The organism is Pseudomonas sp. ACN8 (assembly GCF_002303925.1).
Lineage (GTDB): Bacteria > Pseudomonadota > Gammaproteobacteria > Pseudomonadales > Pseudomonadaceae > Aquipseudomonas.
In genome coordinates this window covers 1-13,802 of record NZ_MRCS01000058.1, presented here as the reverse complement: position 1 = coordinate 13,802, position 13,802 = coordinate 1, and the positions used below count along the sequence as shown (strand labels likewise).

Here is a 13,802-nt window from a genome sequence, read left to right as displayed (position 1 = left end):
TTTTGATCTTTGTCATAAAAAAGCAAAATCAAAACATCGCAGCCTGCGGTAGCTCCTACAATGTTCGGTTCATATCCCTTTCAAGGATTTCTGAACCATGACCCTGTTGTTGGCTCAGTCGCTGGTGACGATCTTCGCCACGATCAGTCTGGTGCATGTGTATTGGGCGTTGGGTGGCGAGTGGGCGGCGGTGGCGGTGGTCCCGCAAGTACCGCAGGAGGGCAGTGCGCAGCTGAGGCCGGCGTTCAAGCCGCGAGGCTGGATCACGCTGGTAGTGGCCGGGCTGTTGCTGTCGATTGCCGTGCTGGTGTGCTTGCGGGTGGGTTGGTGCCTGCCACCCTTGCATCACCGGTCGTTGCAGTGGGTGATCAGCACGATCGCGATTTTGCTGTTTGCCCGGGCCATTGGCGATTCAGAACTGGTGGGCTTTTTCAAAGAGGTCAAAGGCTCGAAATTTGCCCGGCTCGACACCTGGGTTTACTCGCCGTTGTGTGTGGTGCTGGGAGCAGGGTTGTTGGCGGTGGCCTGGATTTGATTTGCCTGCCCAATGGCTTTCGCGAGCAGGCTCGCTCCCACAGGGGATTTTCGGCGAGTAAAGGATTTGTGTACGACAGCGATCAAATGTGGGAGCGAGCCTGCTCGCGAAGAGGCCGGTCCAGGCACTAAAAATCTTTGATCTAACTACCACTCTCCGTCCGCCGGCTGCTCACCTCGGCCGGCACATCATCCCCGGCCATGCGTTTGCGAAACAGCGCCGCCCGGGCCAGCAGCAGGGTCGTCACCGGCACGGTAATCGCCAGCAGGATCGGGATCAGCCAGGCGTGCAATACCGGCGCGGACTTGAGCGCCGAAAAATAGATGATCGACGCCAATGCCACGCACCAGGTCCCGAGCGTCGAGGCCAGGGCGGGTGGGTGCATGCGCTGGAAGTAGTCCTTCATGCGCAGCAGGCCGGTGGCACCGATCAAGGCAAACAGACTGCCGAGCACCAGCAGGATCGCCACCGGGATCTCCACCCACAACGACAATGGCGTGTTCATTCGATCACCTCGCCACGCAGCAGGAACTTCGCCAGGGCGAACGAGCCGACGAAACCGAACAGTGCGATCAGCAGCGCCGCCTCGAAGTAGGTGTCACTGGCATAGCGAATGCCCAGCGCCAGCATCATCAGCATCGCGACGATGTACAGATAGTCCAGCGCCAGAACCCGGTCCTGGGCCGACGGCCCCTTGAACAGACGGATCAGGGTCAGGATCATCGCCAGGGAAAAGAAGAACAGGCTCAGCAGGATCGCGTTCGACAGCAAGGGACTCATTCGAAGATCTCCATCAACGGACGCTCGTAGGTCGCCTTGAAGTGCTGGATGAACAGCGCCTCGTCGTCCAGGTCGAAGACGTGCAACAGCAAAATGCTGCGGTCCAGTGCCAGCTCCGACCAGACCGTACCGGGCACCACCGTGGTGATCATCGACAGCGCGGCCAGGCCGTTGGCGTCACGCAGGTCCAGCGGCACCTTGATGAATTGCGAGCGGGGCGGGCGGCGACCGGCATTGAGCACGCTCCAGGCCACGGCGAGGTTGGACACCAACACATCGCGCCCGACCAGCAGGACCAGGCGCAGGATCACCCAGGGGCGACGGATGCGCACCGGCAGCGGACGCAGCCTGCGCATCATCAATGGCGCACAGAACCCCAGCGCGGCACCCAGCAGCAGGTTGCCGGGGCTGATCGACAGGTTCAGCAGCAACCACAGCAGCCACAGGGCCAGCGACAGCAAAGGTGCCGGAAACAGGCGCTTCATGGCTGCACCTCCTGCGGGGCCGCTGCGGCCGACGGGTTCGGTACGACGCGCGTGTCGAGCACTGCCATCACATATTGCTGCGGGTTGTATAAGGCATCGGCGGCGGCCTGGGTGTAGCGCAGCAGCGGATCGGCCTTGAAGGTCAGCGCAATGCTCAAGCCCAGCAGGGCGAAGATCGGTATGCATTCAAGGCGTCGCAACAGGGGCGATGGCCGTTCCGCTGGCGTCCAGAAACGCTGGATGCCCAGGCGCGAGAACGCGATCAGAGACGCCAGCCCGGACACAATCAACAACACCAGCAAGCCCCACGCGGCGTTGGAAACCGGTGTGTCGCCGCTGTTGCCCAGGCCGAGCGGATTGAGCAGGGCGCCGATCAACCCGAGTTTGCCGATAAACCCGGAGAGCGGCGGCATGCCGATGATCAGCAAGGCGCAGGCGATGAAACTCAAGCCGAGAAAGGCCATGGTCCAGGGAATCACCTGGCCGACCACGGCTTTCTGGTCGTCGTCGAGGTTGGTGCCTTTGGGCGGATGCAGGGACTCCAGAGGACGGGGCAGCAGTTCGGTTTCATCTTCGAGCAGGATTTCGTTGGCCGAGCGCGAGCGCTCGATCAGTTCGGCCAGCAGGAACAGTGCGCTCAACGCCAGGGTCGAGCTGAACAGATAGAACAGCGCCGCGCCGATCAGGTTCGGCTGGGCGAAACCGATGGTCGACAACAGGATGCCCGCCGACACCAGGATGCTCAGGCTGGCCATGCGCTCCAGGCGTTGTGCGGCGAGGATCGCCATGGCGGCGCAGACGATGGTCGCCATGCCGCCATAGACCAGCCAGTCACCGCCAAAGAACGCCGAAGCCCCGGCCTGGGCGGAGAACAGCAGCGTCCACAGGCGCAGCAAGGTGTAGACGCCGACCTTGGTCATGATCGCGAACATCGCCGCCACCGGCGCACTGGCCGAGGAATAGGCCGGCACCAGCCAGAAGTTCAGCGGCCACATGCCGGCCTTGGCCAGAAACGCGACGGCCAGAATCCCCGCGCCAGCGTGTAGCAAGCCGCGATCGGCTTCGGACACCAGTGGGATTTTTACCGCCAGGTCGGCCATGTTCAGCGTGCCGGTGACCCCATAGATCAGCGCTGCGCCAATCAGGAACAGCGACGAGGCCAGCAGATTGATCGAGATGTAATGCAGCCCCGACGACACCCGCGCCCGGCCCGAGCCGTGGAGCATCAACCCGTAGGACGCCGCCAGCAACACTTCGAAGAACACGAACAGATTGAACAGGTCGGCGGTGAGGAACGCGCCGTAAAGGCCCATCAACTGGATCTGGAACAGCGCGTGAAAACTCGAACCTGCGCTGTCCCAGCGTGCCATGGCGAACAGCAGGGCACTGACGCCGATGATGCCGGTCAGCACCAGCATCAGCGCCGACAGGCGATCGACCACCAGCACCAGGCCGAACGGCACTTGCCAGTTGCTCGGCAGATAGACACCGATGGAACCGGGCACGCCGGTGGTTTGTGTCCATTGCAGCAATGCCACGGCAATGCCCAGCCCGAGCAGGCTGGAGAACAGATTGATCTTCGCCTTGAGCGGGCGGTGCTTCTCGCCGAGCATCAGCATGATCGCGGCAGTCAGCAGCGGCAGCAGAATGGGCGCGACGATCAGGTGAGACATTGCCATCATTCCCTGGGCTCCCGGCCATCCACATGGTCAGTGCCGGTCAGGCCCCGGGAGGCCAGCAGCACCACCAGGAACAACGCGGTCATGGCAAAGCTGATGACTATCGCTGTCAGCACCAGTGCTTGCGGCAGCGGGTCGGTGTAGTGCAACAGGTCCTGCGGCACACCGTCCTTGATGATCGGTTCCTTGCCGATGAACAGGCTGCCCATGCTGAAGATGAACAGATTGACGCCGTAGGACAGCAGGCACAGGCCCATGACCACCTGGAACGTCCGCGGGCGCAGGATCAGCCAGACGCCGGACGCGGCCAGTACGCCGATGGCGATTGCGATGACTTCTTCCATCAGACGGCTCCTTTGGCGGCAACGGATCTGGGCTGGGCGGCGGTTTTGTGGCCGCGCACCGATTGGTGGGCGAGGGCTGTAAGAATCAACAGGGTCGAGCCGACCACCACGCCGTACACCCCGATGTCGAAGAACAGCGCGCTGGCCAGGTGAATGTCACCCAGCAGCGGCAACGAGAAATGCCAGGTATGGGTGGTCAGGAACGGATAGCCGACCAGTATCGCACCCAGCCCCGTGGCGGTGGCAATCATCAGTCCGGTGCCCATCCAGCGCAGTGGCCGCAGGCTCATTTGCGCCTCGACCCACTGCGTGCCGGCGACCATGTATTGCAGGATGAACGCCACCGACATCACCAGCCCGGCGACAAAGCCGCCGCCCGGTTGATTGTGCCCGCGCATGAACAGGTAGAACGACACCACCAGCGCCACCGGCAACAGCAGGCGCACCAGCACCGCCGGCACCATCATGAAACCGAGCGCGGTGTCGCTGGCGTGACGCGGGTTGACCAGGTCGGTGACCACATCCGGTGCGAGCAAGCGTTGCTGGGCCGGCAGTTGCAGGCTTTCTTTCGGCGGACGGAAGCGGCGTAGCAGGGCGTACACGGTCAGGGCCACGGCCACCAGCACGGTGATTTCCCCGAGGGTGTCGAAACCACGGAAGTCCACCAGCATCACGTTGACCACGTTGCTGCCGCCGCCTTCGGGCAAGGCGCGGCTGAGGTAGAACGAGGAAATATCGTTGGGTGTCTGGCGCGTCAGCATGGCGTAGGCCAGCAATGCCATGCCGACACCGACCGAGGTCGACAGCAACAAGTCGCGGATACGCCGAACTCGCGCCCGGCGCAGGCTGCCCGGCAACGGCGAGACCTCCTCGATCCGACGTGGCAGCCAGCGCAGGCCCAGCAGGATCAGGACCGTGGTCACCACTTCGACCGCCAGTTGGGTCAGGGCCAGGTCCGGCGCGGAAAACCAGACGAAGGTGACGCAGGTCATCAGGCCGCAGACGCTGACCATGGTCAGGGCCGCGAGCCGGTGGTACTTCGCCTGATAGGCCGCGCCAAGGGCGCAGGCGATGGCCAGCAACCACAAGGTGACGAAGACGATCGACCCCGGGATTTTCGGCCGGTCACCCCAGTGAAGACTGCTGTGCAGCATAGGAATCAGCCCGGCCAGCACGGCGGCGAGCACCACCAGGAATAACTGCATTTGCAGGCGTTTGGTGCCAATCCGCGGTTCCAGGCGGCGGGCCAGGCGCATGAAGGCGACCAGCGCGTATTCGAACAAGTGCTTGCCGTCCAGGCGCCCGATGACGGGCGGACGGTCGAAGCGCCCGCGCTTGAGCTGATTGCGCAGCAGCAGATAAAGCACGGAGCCGCAGGACAAGGCGATCAGGCTCATGATCATCGGCGCGTTCAGGCCATGCCAGATGGCCAGGCTGTACTCGGGCAGCGTGCCGCCGACCACCGGTTGCGCCGCCGCTGCGAGCAGCGGGCCGACTATCTGGGTCGGGAAGATCCCCACCAGCAGGCAGGCGAACACCAGCAACTCGACCGGCGCGCGCATCCAGCGCGGCGGTTCGTGGGGTGTGTGGGGCAAATCGGTCGCGGGCGGACCGAAGAACACATCCACGGTGAAACGCAGGGAGTAAGCCACGCTGAAGGTACCGGCAATGGTTGCCACGATCGGCAAGCTCAGTTCGACCCAGCGGGTGGCATTGATGAACACGGTTTCAGCGAAGAACATTTCCTTGGACAGGAAGCCGTTGAGCAACGGCACGCCGGCCATCGAGGCGCTGGCGACCATGGCCAGGGTGGCGGTAAACGGCATCAGTTTGTACAGGCCGCTGAGTTTGCGGATGTCGCGGGTGCCGCTTTCGTGGTCGATGATGCCGGCGGCCATGAACAACGAGGCCTTGAACGTTGCGTGGTTGAGAATGTGGAACACCGCGGCGACGGCGGCCAGCGGGCTGTTCAAGCCGAGCAACAGGGTGATCAGGCCCAGGTGGCTGATGGTCGAGTAGGCCAGCAATCCCTTGAGGTCGTTCTGGAACATCGCGCAGTACGCCCCGAGCAACAGGGTGCAGGCACCGGCGCCGCTGACGATGTAGAACCATTCTTCACTGCCCGACAGCGAGGGCCATAGCCGCGCAAGCAGGAAGACCCCGGCCTTGACCATGGTCGCCGAATGCAAATACGCCGACACGGGCGTCGGCGCGGCCATGGCGTGGGGCAGCCAGAAGTGAAAGGGGAATTGCGCACTTTTGCTCAAAGCGCCGATCAGGATCAGGGGTAATAGAATCGGGTAGAGGGCATGGGCGCGAATCAGGTCGCCGGCGGCCAGGACCTTGTCCAGGTCATAGCTGCCGACCACATGGCCGAGCAGCATGACCCCCGCCAGCAGGCACAAGCCGCCCGCGCCGGTCACCATCAGCGCCATGTAGGCGCCGCGCCGGGCGTCGGCGCGATGGTGCCAGTAGCCAATCAACAGGAACGAGAAGAGGCTGGTCAGCTCCCAGAAAAACACGATCTGGATCAGGTTGCCGGAGATCACCAGGCCCAGCATGGCGCCCATGAAGGCCAGGAAAAACGCGAAGAATCGCGGTACCGGATCGTTCGGCGACATGTAGTAGCGGGCGTACAGCGAAACCAGGGTGCCGATGCCCAGCACCAGCATGGAGAACAGCCAGGCGAAACCGTCCATGCGCAGGACGAAGTTCAGGCCCAGGCTCGGTAGCCATGAAATCTCTTCACGAATGACGCCGCCATCGGCGATCTGTGGGAACAGGAAGGCGACCTGAACGGTGCCGATCAGGGCGATCAGGCCAGCCAGCAGGGATTCGGCGTTACGGGCATTGTGCGGCAACACGGCCGCCAAACAGCTGCCTATGAAAGGCAGAAGCAGTAGAACTATCAGGGACATAGGCTTCTAATCTGCGGAAGTTTGTGAAGCATCATACGTGCCAGCTCCCGGATCACCAAACGCCAAGCTGTCGCAGAATCCTACACGGTAGACGGAAAAGCCCTGATTCACATTGTTTCCGGAAGAGGGGTTTTGCCTGTGCCGGCGCCTTCGCGAGCAGGCTGTCTAACCGGCGGCACAGAATCCGCAGTTTATCGCTGAGTTTCCTGCTCCTGCTCCAGCTCTTCTTCAGCCGCCGCCTTACCCTTGGTCTTCAACTCACTGACGATCACCGCCGCTACAATCAACCCGGCCCCGACCAGGGCAATGGCCGGCAAGCGTTCCCCGGCGATGCGCCCGACAATCCCGGCCCATACCGGCTCGCCGGCATAGATCAGCGTGGCGCGGGTCGGTGACACGCTTTTCTGCGCCCAGTTCATCGCCACCTGAATCGCCGCGCTCGCCGCCCCAAGCCCCAGCGCGCTGCACAGCAACAACCAGGAGAAGTCCGGAATCGCCTCGTTGGTCGGCACTACCATCAGGAACGACAGCGCCGAAGTGACCGCCAGTTGTACCACCGTCACCCGGCGCACATCGACCTGGCCGGCATAGGTGCTGATCAGGATGATCTCCGCCGCAATGGCCACGGCGCTGATCAAGGTGGCGATTTCACCGGGGCTGAAGTTGAACGACGCACCGGACGGCCCGGACAGCAGCATCAACCCGGTAAAGGCCAGCATGATGCCGATGCTCGGCATCAACCCCGGACGCCGCCCCAGCACCAGCCATTGCAACAACGGCACAAACGGGACGTACAGCGCGGTAATGAATGCCGATTGGCTGCTGGGAATGCTCTGCAACCCGACCGTCTGCAAGCCGTAGCCGAGCATGATCGCCACGCCGATAAACGACCCGGCCTTGAGTTCGAACAAGGTCAGGTCACGCAGGTGACGCCAGGAAAACAGGGCAACGATGCTTGCGGCGGCGGCAAAGCGCAGGCCGACGAAAAACATTGGGCCACTGACGGTCATCGCATGCTGTACCAGCAGGAAGGTACCGCCCCAGACCATCGTGATCAGCACCAGCACGCATTCGGCCTTGCTGAACCTTGTAAAACGGGAGGAAGCCTTTGGGGAGTTCACCGACGTCATGACCTTGCACGCTACTGGAGGGGGACGCACAATGCGTCGAATGTTGCGCAGTATACTGCCCAACCCCACTCAGTGAGCAATATAGTGCACAAAGATTCTACCCAACGGGCATCGGTCCTCCAGCACGTCAGTCAAAATGTCCGCCGTTTGCGTCATGCCGCCGACTTGAGCCAGACGGCACTGGCGGAAAAGTCCGGTGTCAGCCGTCGCATGCTGGTGGCGATCGAGGCAGGGGAAAAGAACGTCAGCCTGACCACCCTCGACCGCGTCGCCGAAGCCCTCGACGTCGCCTTCAGTGATTTGATCCAGGCGCCCGACGCCCGGGATCCCAGCCGTATCAACGAGCTGGCCTGGACCGGCACGATTCCCGGCAGCCGGGCGGTGTTGCTCTCCAAGGCCCAGGCCAGCCGCGAAGTCGAGCAGTGGGAATGGTGCCTGCAACCGGGTGAGGTGTATCCGTCGGAGCCGGACGCCGATGGCTGGAGCGAACAGATTTATGTCTTCGAAGGTTGCCTGACCGTTATGCTGGGCGACCAGCCGCAGAATATCGCGGCGGGTGAATTCTTCATGTTCGCCAGCAACCAGCCGCACTGTTATCGCAACGACGGGGCTGTGGCGGCAAAGTTTGTGCGTAATGTGGTGATCTGAACAGGGAGTACACGATGGGCCATAGCTTGACCAATGATGCCGACATCCTGATTGTCGGTGGTGGCCTCAGTGGCGCCATGCTGGCGGCGCAGTTGATGCGCCGGCCGGGCCGGTGCCGGGTGCTGGTGATCGAGCCTCGGGCCGAGTTGGGGCGGGGCGTTGCCTACAGCGCGGTGGAACTGGGCCATACGCTCAACGGCAACGCGGCGCGGGTGAGTGTCGACCCGGACAACGCCGACGACTTTACCCAATGGCTGACCGAGTACATCAAAGCGGGCGGCTGGCCGGAATCGGATCAGCAGCAGGTGCCGGTCGGCGAGCTGTTTCCGCCACGGGGAATTTTCGGCCTGTACGCCCGCCAGCGCCTGGCAGACGCGCAGGCGCTGGGCGCATTGAACGGTTCGACGGTCGAGCATGTGCAGGCCGAAGTGGTCGATTTGCAAGCCGATGCAGACGCCGTGCGGTTGACCTTGAGTGATGGCCGAAGCTTGCAGGGCGCTTTTGCGGTCTTGGCCACCGGGATGTTTCCCGCCGCGTGCACGCCACAAACCCGATCCTGCGGCTTGAACGCTGCAGCCCTTGATCCGTGGGACGTGGCGGCCATGCAGCGACTCGACCCGCAATCGACGGTCATGATCATCGGCTCGGGCCTGACCATGATCGACGCCGTGGTGTCCCTGGATCAGGCCGGGCATCGTGGGCCCATCGAAGTGTTTTCCCGCCATGGCCTGCGACCCCATGTGCGTCGCCAGCCACCGGCCTGGGTGGATTTTCTCGCGCAGGATCAGCACATCCGCACACCTCGCCAGTTGATGCGCGAACTGCGTCGGCACTGTCGGGACGCCATTGCCCAAGGCATCGACTGGCAGGCGCCACTGAACACGGTGCGGCCACATATCGGTCGCTTGTGGCACCAGGCGACGGACGAGCAGCGTCGGCAGTTCGTGCGACATGTGCGGCCGTGGTGGGAAAGCCATCACCACCGCTCGTCACCCCTGAGTGCCGAACTGGTGGAGCGTTTGTATGAAGAAGGGCGGTTACGAATTCACGCCGCTTCGTTCGAGGGGCTTGAGCGCTCGACGGGCGACGGCGTCAGTATCCGCCTTCGGCGGCGCGGCGAGGCACACACCTGTGTCGTCAGCGCTGGCGCCCTGATCAACTCCAGCGGCATCGAATATGACTGGCGCCGGGTCGCGCGGCCGTTGCCCCGGCAACTGCTCGCCCGTGGCCTGGTCCGACCGGGGCCGTTGGCCCTGGGGATTGCCGCGGAGGTCGATGGCGCGGTCCTGAGCGCCGAGGGTCAGCCCGCCAGTCGGCTGTTTGCCATGGGCCCGCCGTTGCGCGGCATGTGGTGGGAAAGTACGGCCGTTTCTGACGTGGTGAGCCAGGCCAAGGCGCTGGCCGGACGACTGGTGCGCTAGTCGTCCATTGCCAACGGGCCCCACCGGCTGTACTGGCCGGTGGGGCGAGCGTTTACCGCACGATGACGGTGACGCTGCGCACCGAGCCTCGGGCTGACCGGATGGTTGCCGTCGGGCTTACCGATGGGCGGATCGCGCTGTTGTTGACCGTCAACGTCCACCGCCCGTTATTCGCCACATTGGTGGTGCCCAGGGTGACCAGGCCGGCCGGCGTGGTCACCTGAACAGTGACCGAGTTGCCCAGGATCGCCGAAGAGGTTCCGGCGAAGTTCCAGGTAAAGCGGTTGCCGGAACGGGCAGTGACCGTGGCTGTCGTTACGTTGAAGGTCTCAAGCACCAGTGGCGGCGAGACCTGCACCGTGACCGTGGCCGGTGCCGACAGGGCGCCGAAGCTGTCCCGGGCGACGTAGGTGAAGGTCGTGGTGAATGGCGTCAGGATCACGGCCGGTGGGGTGTAGGTCACTGCCGTGCCGTTGATTGCCACCGTGCCCTGGCCTGTTGCCGGTGGAGTGATGCTGTCGACGGCCAGCGGCACGTTACCTTCCGGATCTGTGTCGTTGGCCAGCACGTTGATCGTGACCGGCACGCCCTGGGTGGCAATGCTGTCGGCGACCGCCACCGGAGGCCGGTTAGGCGCCACCGTGATGGTCACGGTGGCCGGATTGGCCGAGGCCAGGCCTTTGGCGTCTTGAGCCTTGTAGGTAAAGGTCGTGGTCAACGGTGCAGTGACGACCGGCGGCGGGGTATAGACCACGTTGTTGGCGGCCAATGCCACGGTGCCCTGGCCTGCAGCGGGTGGGGTCAACGCCGTGATGCTCAGTGGCGTATTGCCGTCCGGGTCGCTGTCGTTGGCCAGCACATTAAGGGTGAGCGGCACACCGAAGCTGGTGCTGCCAGCGTCGGCAACCGCCAGCGGCCGCTGATTCTGGCCGCTGTCCGGCGCCGTGCCGACCACGACAACGGGCTCGGTGTCACTGCCGCCGGCGGCGGATTTGACCGTCACGGTTGCAGGCGGCTGGGTCAGGTCAGCCACCGTGAGGTGTTGCAGGGTTCCGGTTTTCGACAGCCGTCCGTAACCCTGGGCGACCATGTCCGGTACCACCACTTCGTCCGTGGAGGTGGCCTCGATCAGCAGGCTGTGGTTGCTCCAGCTGTAATGGGCGGTCTGGATTTTCACCACGTCGGAGAGCTTGCTCGACACCGCGGTCGGGCGGGTGGTCCCGGCGGGGTTGGTGGCGGTGACCACCACGACCGGCGGCACCGTCCCGTTGGCCAGCAGATGCTGGGCGAAGAACACGCCATTGTTGTCGCCCACCATATTGGTCTGGCAAGGCGACACAGGCGGGCCGGGGACCAGGGCGATGCTTTCGCGAAAGCACAGGGTCGAGCCGATGGCGGCTTTGGCAAACACTTCGACCCGGGTGTTGTTGCCGCCGGTGCCGGCAATGCGGCGGTAGGTGGCACGGGTCATGTCCACCGCGGTTTGCGCGCGGTTGTCGAGCACCTTGCCGGACAGGGTGAAGAGGTTGGTCTGGAGGGTCCCGGCCGGACCCTGGATGCGCACGAAGTTGGTGTTGTTGGGGCTGCCGGTGACGGCTTCGGTGAGGTTGGGGTCGCCGACGAAGGTTTCGACGGCGCCGGTGTCCGGGTTCACCTCGGTGTAGGGGCCATTGACGCTGCGCAGGAACGGCCCGATCGCACCGTTGACCGCACCGCTGAAAACCCCCGGCGCACCGATGCCGACGTCTCTGGTGATGTTGATCGCACGACGGCCGGGGGTGGTGACGTTGACCGTTTCCACGCCATAGGGGTGGGTAATGGTGTAGGTCCCGGCAACGGGAATGTTCACCCGCATACGAATCCGCGCGAAGCTGATCTGGTCGCCATCGAGCGGGTTGCCACCGGCAAATGCGGCCTCGATCCCGGCGACATAGGCGTCCATGCCATACCCGGCGATGTTGTTGGGGATGCTGGTCTCGGCCAGGAACCAGAAGGCTTCGTCCGGCCAGTTATCCGGGAACACCATCGGCAGGGTGTCGTCGAAAATGCCCGGTGTCGGCAGCAGGGTGCACATGTAGGCCGGTGGCACGCTGGCTGCTACCCGCGAGCTGGCGGCGCGTGACTGGCACAGCTCCATCGACAGCAAATTGTTGTCCTGATACCAGATCGGGAATTTCCCGGTGGCAAAGGTGTAAGGGCCGGGATCGACGGCGGCGAGTTGCGCCAAAGCACCGCCGGTCAGCGATAGAGTCAGTCCCAGGGCGTTGAGCGCCAGGCGTGGCCATTTGTTCATGATGCCTCCTGATGAGGATCCGGGCATGTGGGCGTTCATTGCACGATGACCACTTCTTCGGTATCGCTGCCGCCGTTGGAGGACGACACACGAACCTGGGCTGGCGGAATCGGCGAGATGCCGGTGGCCAGGCTTTTCACGGCGCCGTCACCACTCAGGGCGCCGATGGCGATGCCGGTGCCGGAGGTAGCGGTGAGCACCGGTGGCGATGTTTCATCGCTGGTCGAGGCCACGATGGTGATTTGCCCGGTGCTCAGGCTGTACTCGGCGCGTGAGATCGTCACCAGGTCGGTCAGCGGCATGGGCAAGGTGGTCGGCGTGCTGCTGGCGATGGCCAGGTGGTTGTCGGCGGTCACCTGCAAGGTGCTCGGCAGCGTCGGATTGTTCGGCGACTGCGCATACCAGTGGCCGGTGGTGTTCGCCTCGGTGAAGCTCAGCACCGGGTTGTTGCTGTCCAGGATCACGGTGGCCGGTGGCGGCGGGGCCAGCACGAACACGTCCTGCTGGGCCACCGGGGCGCTGGTGCCGGCCTGTCGCGAGTAGGTGCTGCGCTCGGCGATCACGGGGGTCGGCCGGGCCACATTCGACAACTTGCCGGATACGGCGAAGAGGTTGGTGCGCAAGTCCAGGCCATTGGGGCCTTCGATGCGCACATAGTTGGTGTTGAACGGGCTGCCGGTGACGGCTTCGGTGAGGTTCGGATCACCGACGAATTGTTCGGCCTGGCCAGTGCCCGGGTTGGTCTCGGTGTAGGGGCCATTGACGCTGCGCAGGAACGGCCCGACGTCGCCCTTGAGCGCGCCGTCGTAGGTTTTCGGCGCACCGATGCCGATGTCCCGGGTCATGTTGATCGCCCGCCGGCCGGGAGTGTCGACGTTGAACACTTCGACGCCGTAAGGGTGAGTGATGACATAGGTTCCGGCGGTGGGCACGTCGATGCGAACACGGATGCGGGCGAAGCTGATCTGGTCGCCCTCCAGCGGATCACCGCCACTGAAGGCGGCTTCGAGCGCCGAGACATAGGTCAAATCGATGCCTCGGGCGGCATCGACGATGGAGGTTTCGCCTGTGGCCCAGAACGCTTCGTCGGGGAAATTGGTCGGGAAGACCAACGGTTGGGTGTCATCGAAAATGCCGGGATTAGGGATCAGCGAGCACATGTAAGTCGGGGCGCCCGGCGCGCTGGCAACCCTGGAACTGACAGCCTTCGATAAACACAGGTCAAGGGTTCGGCCGTGGCTGTCTTGATACCAGGCGGCGAAATTGCCATTGACCGGCAGGTAGGGGCCAGGGTCTACGGCAAACAGCGCTGCCTGGGCAATGCCTTGGGCTAGAGCGGTCACTGCCAGGGCGGTCGCGGTTTTGCACAGTAACGGGTGCATGGGTATTCCCTCTGTCGAAGTACTGCCCCTTGGGGATGGGCAGTTGGCAGGGAGTTCGGCAACTTCCATACCAATCGGCGAAAACGCCCGTGAGAAGCCCGCAGTAAAGGCGTTGGCGCTGTTGCTGGCGGCAGATCGGGAAGTTATGACGGGGGCGGCTGTACCCTCCAGACCAACCTCTTCACCC

Annotated in this window: 12 protein-coding genes; 3 read left to right on the top strand and 9 right to left on the bottom strand. The window is 63.7% G+C overall.

Annotation, left to right across the window (positions count from 1 at the left end; all coding sequences use genetic code 11):
• The first annotated feature begins 97 nt into the window (after nucleotides 1-97).
• A complete protein-coding gene (locus BSF44_RS25410; protein ID WP_095945851.1) occupies nucleotides 98-535 on the top strand; it encodes a DUF3995 domain-containing protein in 438 nt (145 codons plus the stop codon).
• Between the two features lie 142 nt (nucleotides 536-677).
• On the opposite strand, the gene BSF44_RS25405 is transcribed toward BSF44_RS25410, so the two are convergent.
• From BSF44_RS25405 to BSF44_RS25375, 7 genes are all read right to left on the bottom strand, one after another.
• Complete coding sequence (locus BSF44_RS25405) at nucleotides 678-1,040, bottom strand: Na+/H+ antiporter subunit G (protein WP_090456437.1); 363 nt, start codon at nucleotides 1,038-1,040, stop codon at nucleotides 678-680.
• The gene (locus BSF44_RS25400; RefSeq protein WP_007986253.1) at nucleotides 1,037-1,315 is read right to left on the bottom strand and encodes a K+/H+ antiporter subunit F; all 279 of its coding nucleotides are present in this window, start codon (nucleotides 1,313-1,315) and stop codon (nucleotides 1,037-1,039) included. The genes BSF44_RS25405 and BSF44_RS25400 overlap by 4 nt, the downstream gene beginning before the upstream one ends.
• Nucleotides 1,312-1,800 carry a Na+/H+ antiporter subunit E gene (locus tag BSF44_RS25395; RefSeq protein ID WP_095945850.1) on the bottom strand — a complete coding sequence of 163 codons (489 nt, stop codon included), beginning with the start codon at nucleotides 1,798-1,800 and terminating at the stop codon, nucleotides 1,312-1,314. Before BSF44_RS25395 ends, BSF44_RS25400 begins: the two co-directional genes overlap by 4 nt.
• Entirely contained in the window at nucleotides 1,797-3,482 is a 1,686-nt protein-coding gene (locus BSF44_RS25390) for a monovalent cation/H+ antiporter subunit D (RefSeq protein ID WP_095945849.1), read from the bottom strand. Before BSF44_RS25390 ends, BSF44_RS25395 begins: the two co-directional genes overlap by 4 nt.
• The gene (locus BSF44_RS25385) at nucleotides 3,479-3,823 is read right to left on the bottom strand and encodes a Na+/H+ antiporter subunit C (protein ID WP_007973781.1); all 345 of its coding nucleotides are present in this window, start codon (nucleotides 3,821-3,823) and stop codon (nucleotides 3,479-3,481) included. Before BSF44_RS25385 ends, BSF44_RS25390 begins: the two co-directional genes overlap by 4 nt.
• A complete protein-coding gene (locus tag BSF44_RS25380) occupies nucleotides 3,823-6,741 on the bottom strand; it encodes a monovalent cation/H+ antiporter subunit A (RefSeq protein ID WP_095945848.1) in 2,919 nt (972 codons plus the stop codon). The genes BSF44_RS25385 and BSF44_RS25380 overlap by 1 nt, the downstream gene beginning before the upstream one ends.
• Nucleotides 6,742-6,932: 191 nt before the next feature.
• A complete protein-coding gene (locus BSF44_RS25375) occupies nucleotides 6,933-7,940 on the bottom strand; it encodes a DMT family transporter (RefSeq protein WP_095945847.1) in 1,008 nt (335 codons plus the stop codon).
• A gap of 15 nt (nucleotides 7,941-7,955) precedes the next feature.
• Here BSF44_RS25375 and BSF44_RS25370 point away from each other — a divergent pair, with 15 nt between their 5' ends.
• Together BSF44_RS25370 and BSF44_RS25365 are read left to right on the top strand one after the other, a co-directional pair.
• Nucleotides 7,956-8,519 carry a helix-turn-helix domain-containing protein gene (locus BSF44_RS25370; RefSeq protein ID WP_095945846.1) on the top strand — a complete coding sequence of 188 codons (564 nt, stop codon included), beginning with the start codon at nucleotides 7,956-7,958 and terminating at the stop codon, nucleotides 8,517-8,519.
• Nucleotides 8,520-8,533: 14 nt separating this feature from the next.
• Complete coding sequence (locus tag BSF44_RS25365; RefSeq protein ID WP_095945845.1) at nucleotides 8,534-9,940, top strand: FAD/NAD(P)-binding protein; 1,407 nt, start codon at nucleotides 8,534-8,536, stop codon at nucleotides 9,938-9,940.
• A 52-nt stretch (nucleotides 9,941-9,992) separates the two neighbouring features.
• On the opposite strand, the gene BSF44_RS25360 is transcribed toward BSF44_RS25365, so the two are convergent.
• Both BSF44_RS25360 and BSF44_RS25355 read right to left on the bottom strand, forming a co-directional pair.
• On the bottom strand, nucleotides 9,993-12,233 hold the full coding sequence (locus tag BSF44_RS25360; RefSeq protein ID WP_095945844.1) for an Ig-like domain-containing protein: 2,241 nt from the start codon (nucleotides 12,231-12,233) through the stop codon (nucleotides 9,993-9,995).
• A 35-nt stretch (nucleotides 12,234-12,268) separates the two neighbouring features.
• Nucleotides 12,269-13,615, bottom strand: a complete 1,347-nt coding sequence (locus tag BSF44_RS25355; RefSeq protein WP_095945843.1) for a hypothetical protein — start codon at nucleotides 13,613-13,615, stop codon at nucleotides 12,269-12,271.
• Between the last annotated feature and the right edge of the window lie 187 nt (nucleotides 13,616-13,802).

Bases quoted from the DNA above. Each gene is read 5' to 3' on its own strand.
- BSF44_RS25395 (WP_095945850.1), bottom strand. From the start codon at position 1,800: ATGAAGCGCCTGTTTCCGGCACCTTTGCTGTCGCTGGCCCTGTGGCTG.
- BSF44_RS25400 (WP_007986253.1), bottom strand. From the start codon at position 1,315: ATGAGTCCCTTGCTGTCGAACGCGATCCTGCTGAGCCTGTTCTTCTTT.
- BSF44_RS25360 (WP_095945844.1), bottom strand. From the start codon at position 12,233: ATGAACAAATGGCCACGCCTGGCGCTCAACGCCCTGGGACTGACTCTA.
- BSF44_RS25380 (WP_095945848.1), bottom strand. From the start codon at position 6,741: ATGTCCCTGATAGTTCTACTGCTTCTGCCTTTCATAGGCAGCTGTTTG.
- BSF44_RS25355 (WP_095945843.1), bottom strand. From the start codon at position 13,615: ATGCACCCGTTACTGTGCAAAACCGCGACCGCCCTGGCAGTGACCGCT.
- BSF44_RS25390 (WP_095945849.1), bottom strand. From the start codon at position 3,482: ATGATGGCAATGTCTCACCTGATCGTCGCGCCCATTCTGCTGCCGCTG.
- BSF44_RS25385 (WP_007973781.1), bottom strand. From the start codon at position 3,823: ATGGAAGAAGTCATCGCAATCGCCATCGGCGTACTGGCCGCGTCCGGC.
- BSF44_RS25410 (WP_095945851.1), top strand. From the start codon at position 98: ATGACCCTGTTGTTGGCTCAGTCGCTGGTGACGATCTTCGCCACGATC.
- BSF44_RS25405 (WP_090456437.1), bottom strand. From the start codon at position 1,040: ATGAACACGCCATTGTCGTTGTGGGTGGAGATCCCGGTGGCGATCCTG.
- BSF44_RS25365 (WP_095945845.1), top strand. From the start codon at position 8,534: ATGGGCCATAGCTTGACCAATGATGCCGACATCCTGATTGTCGGTGGT.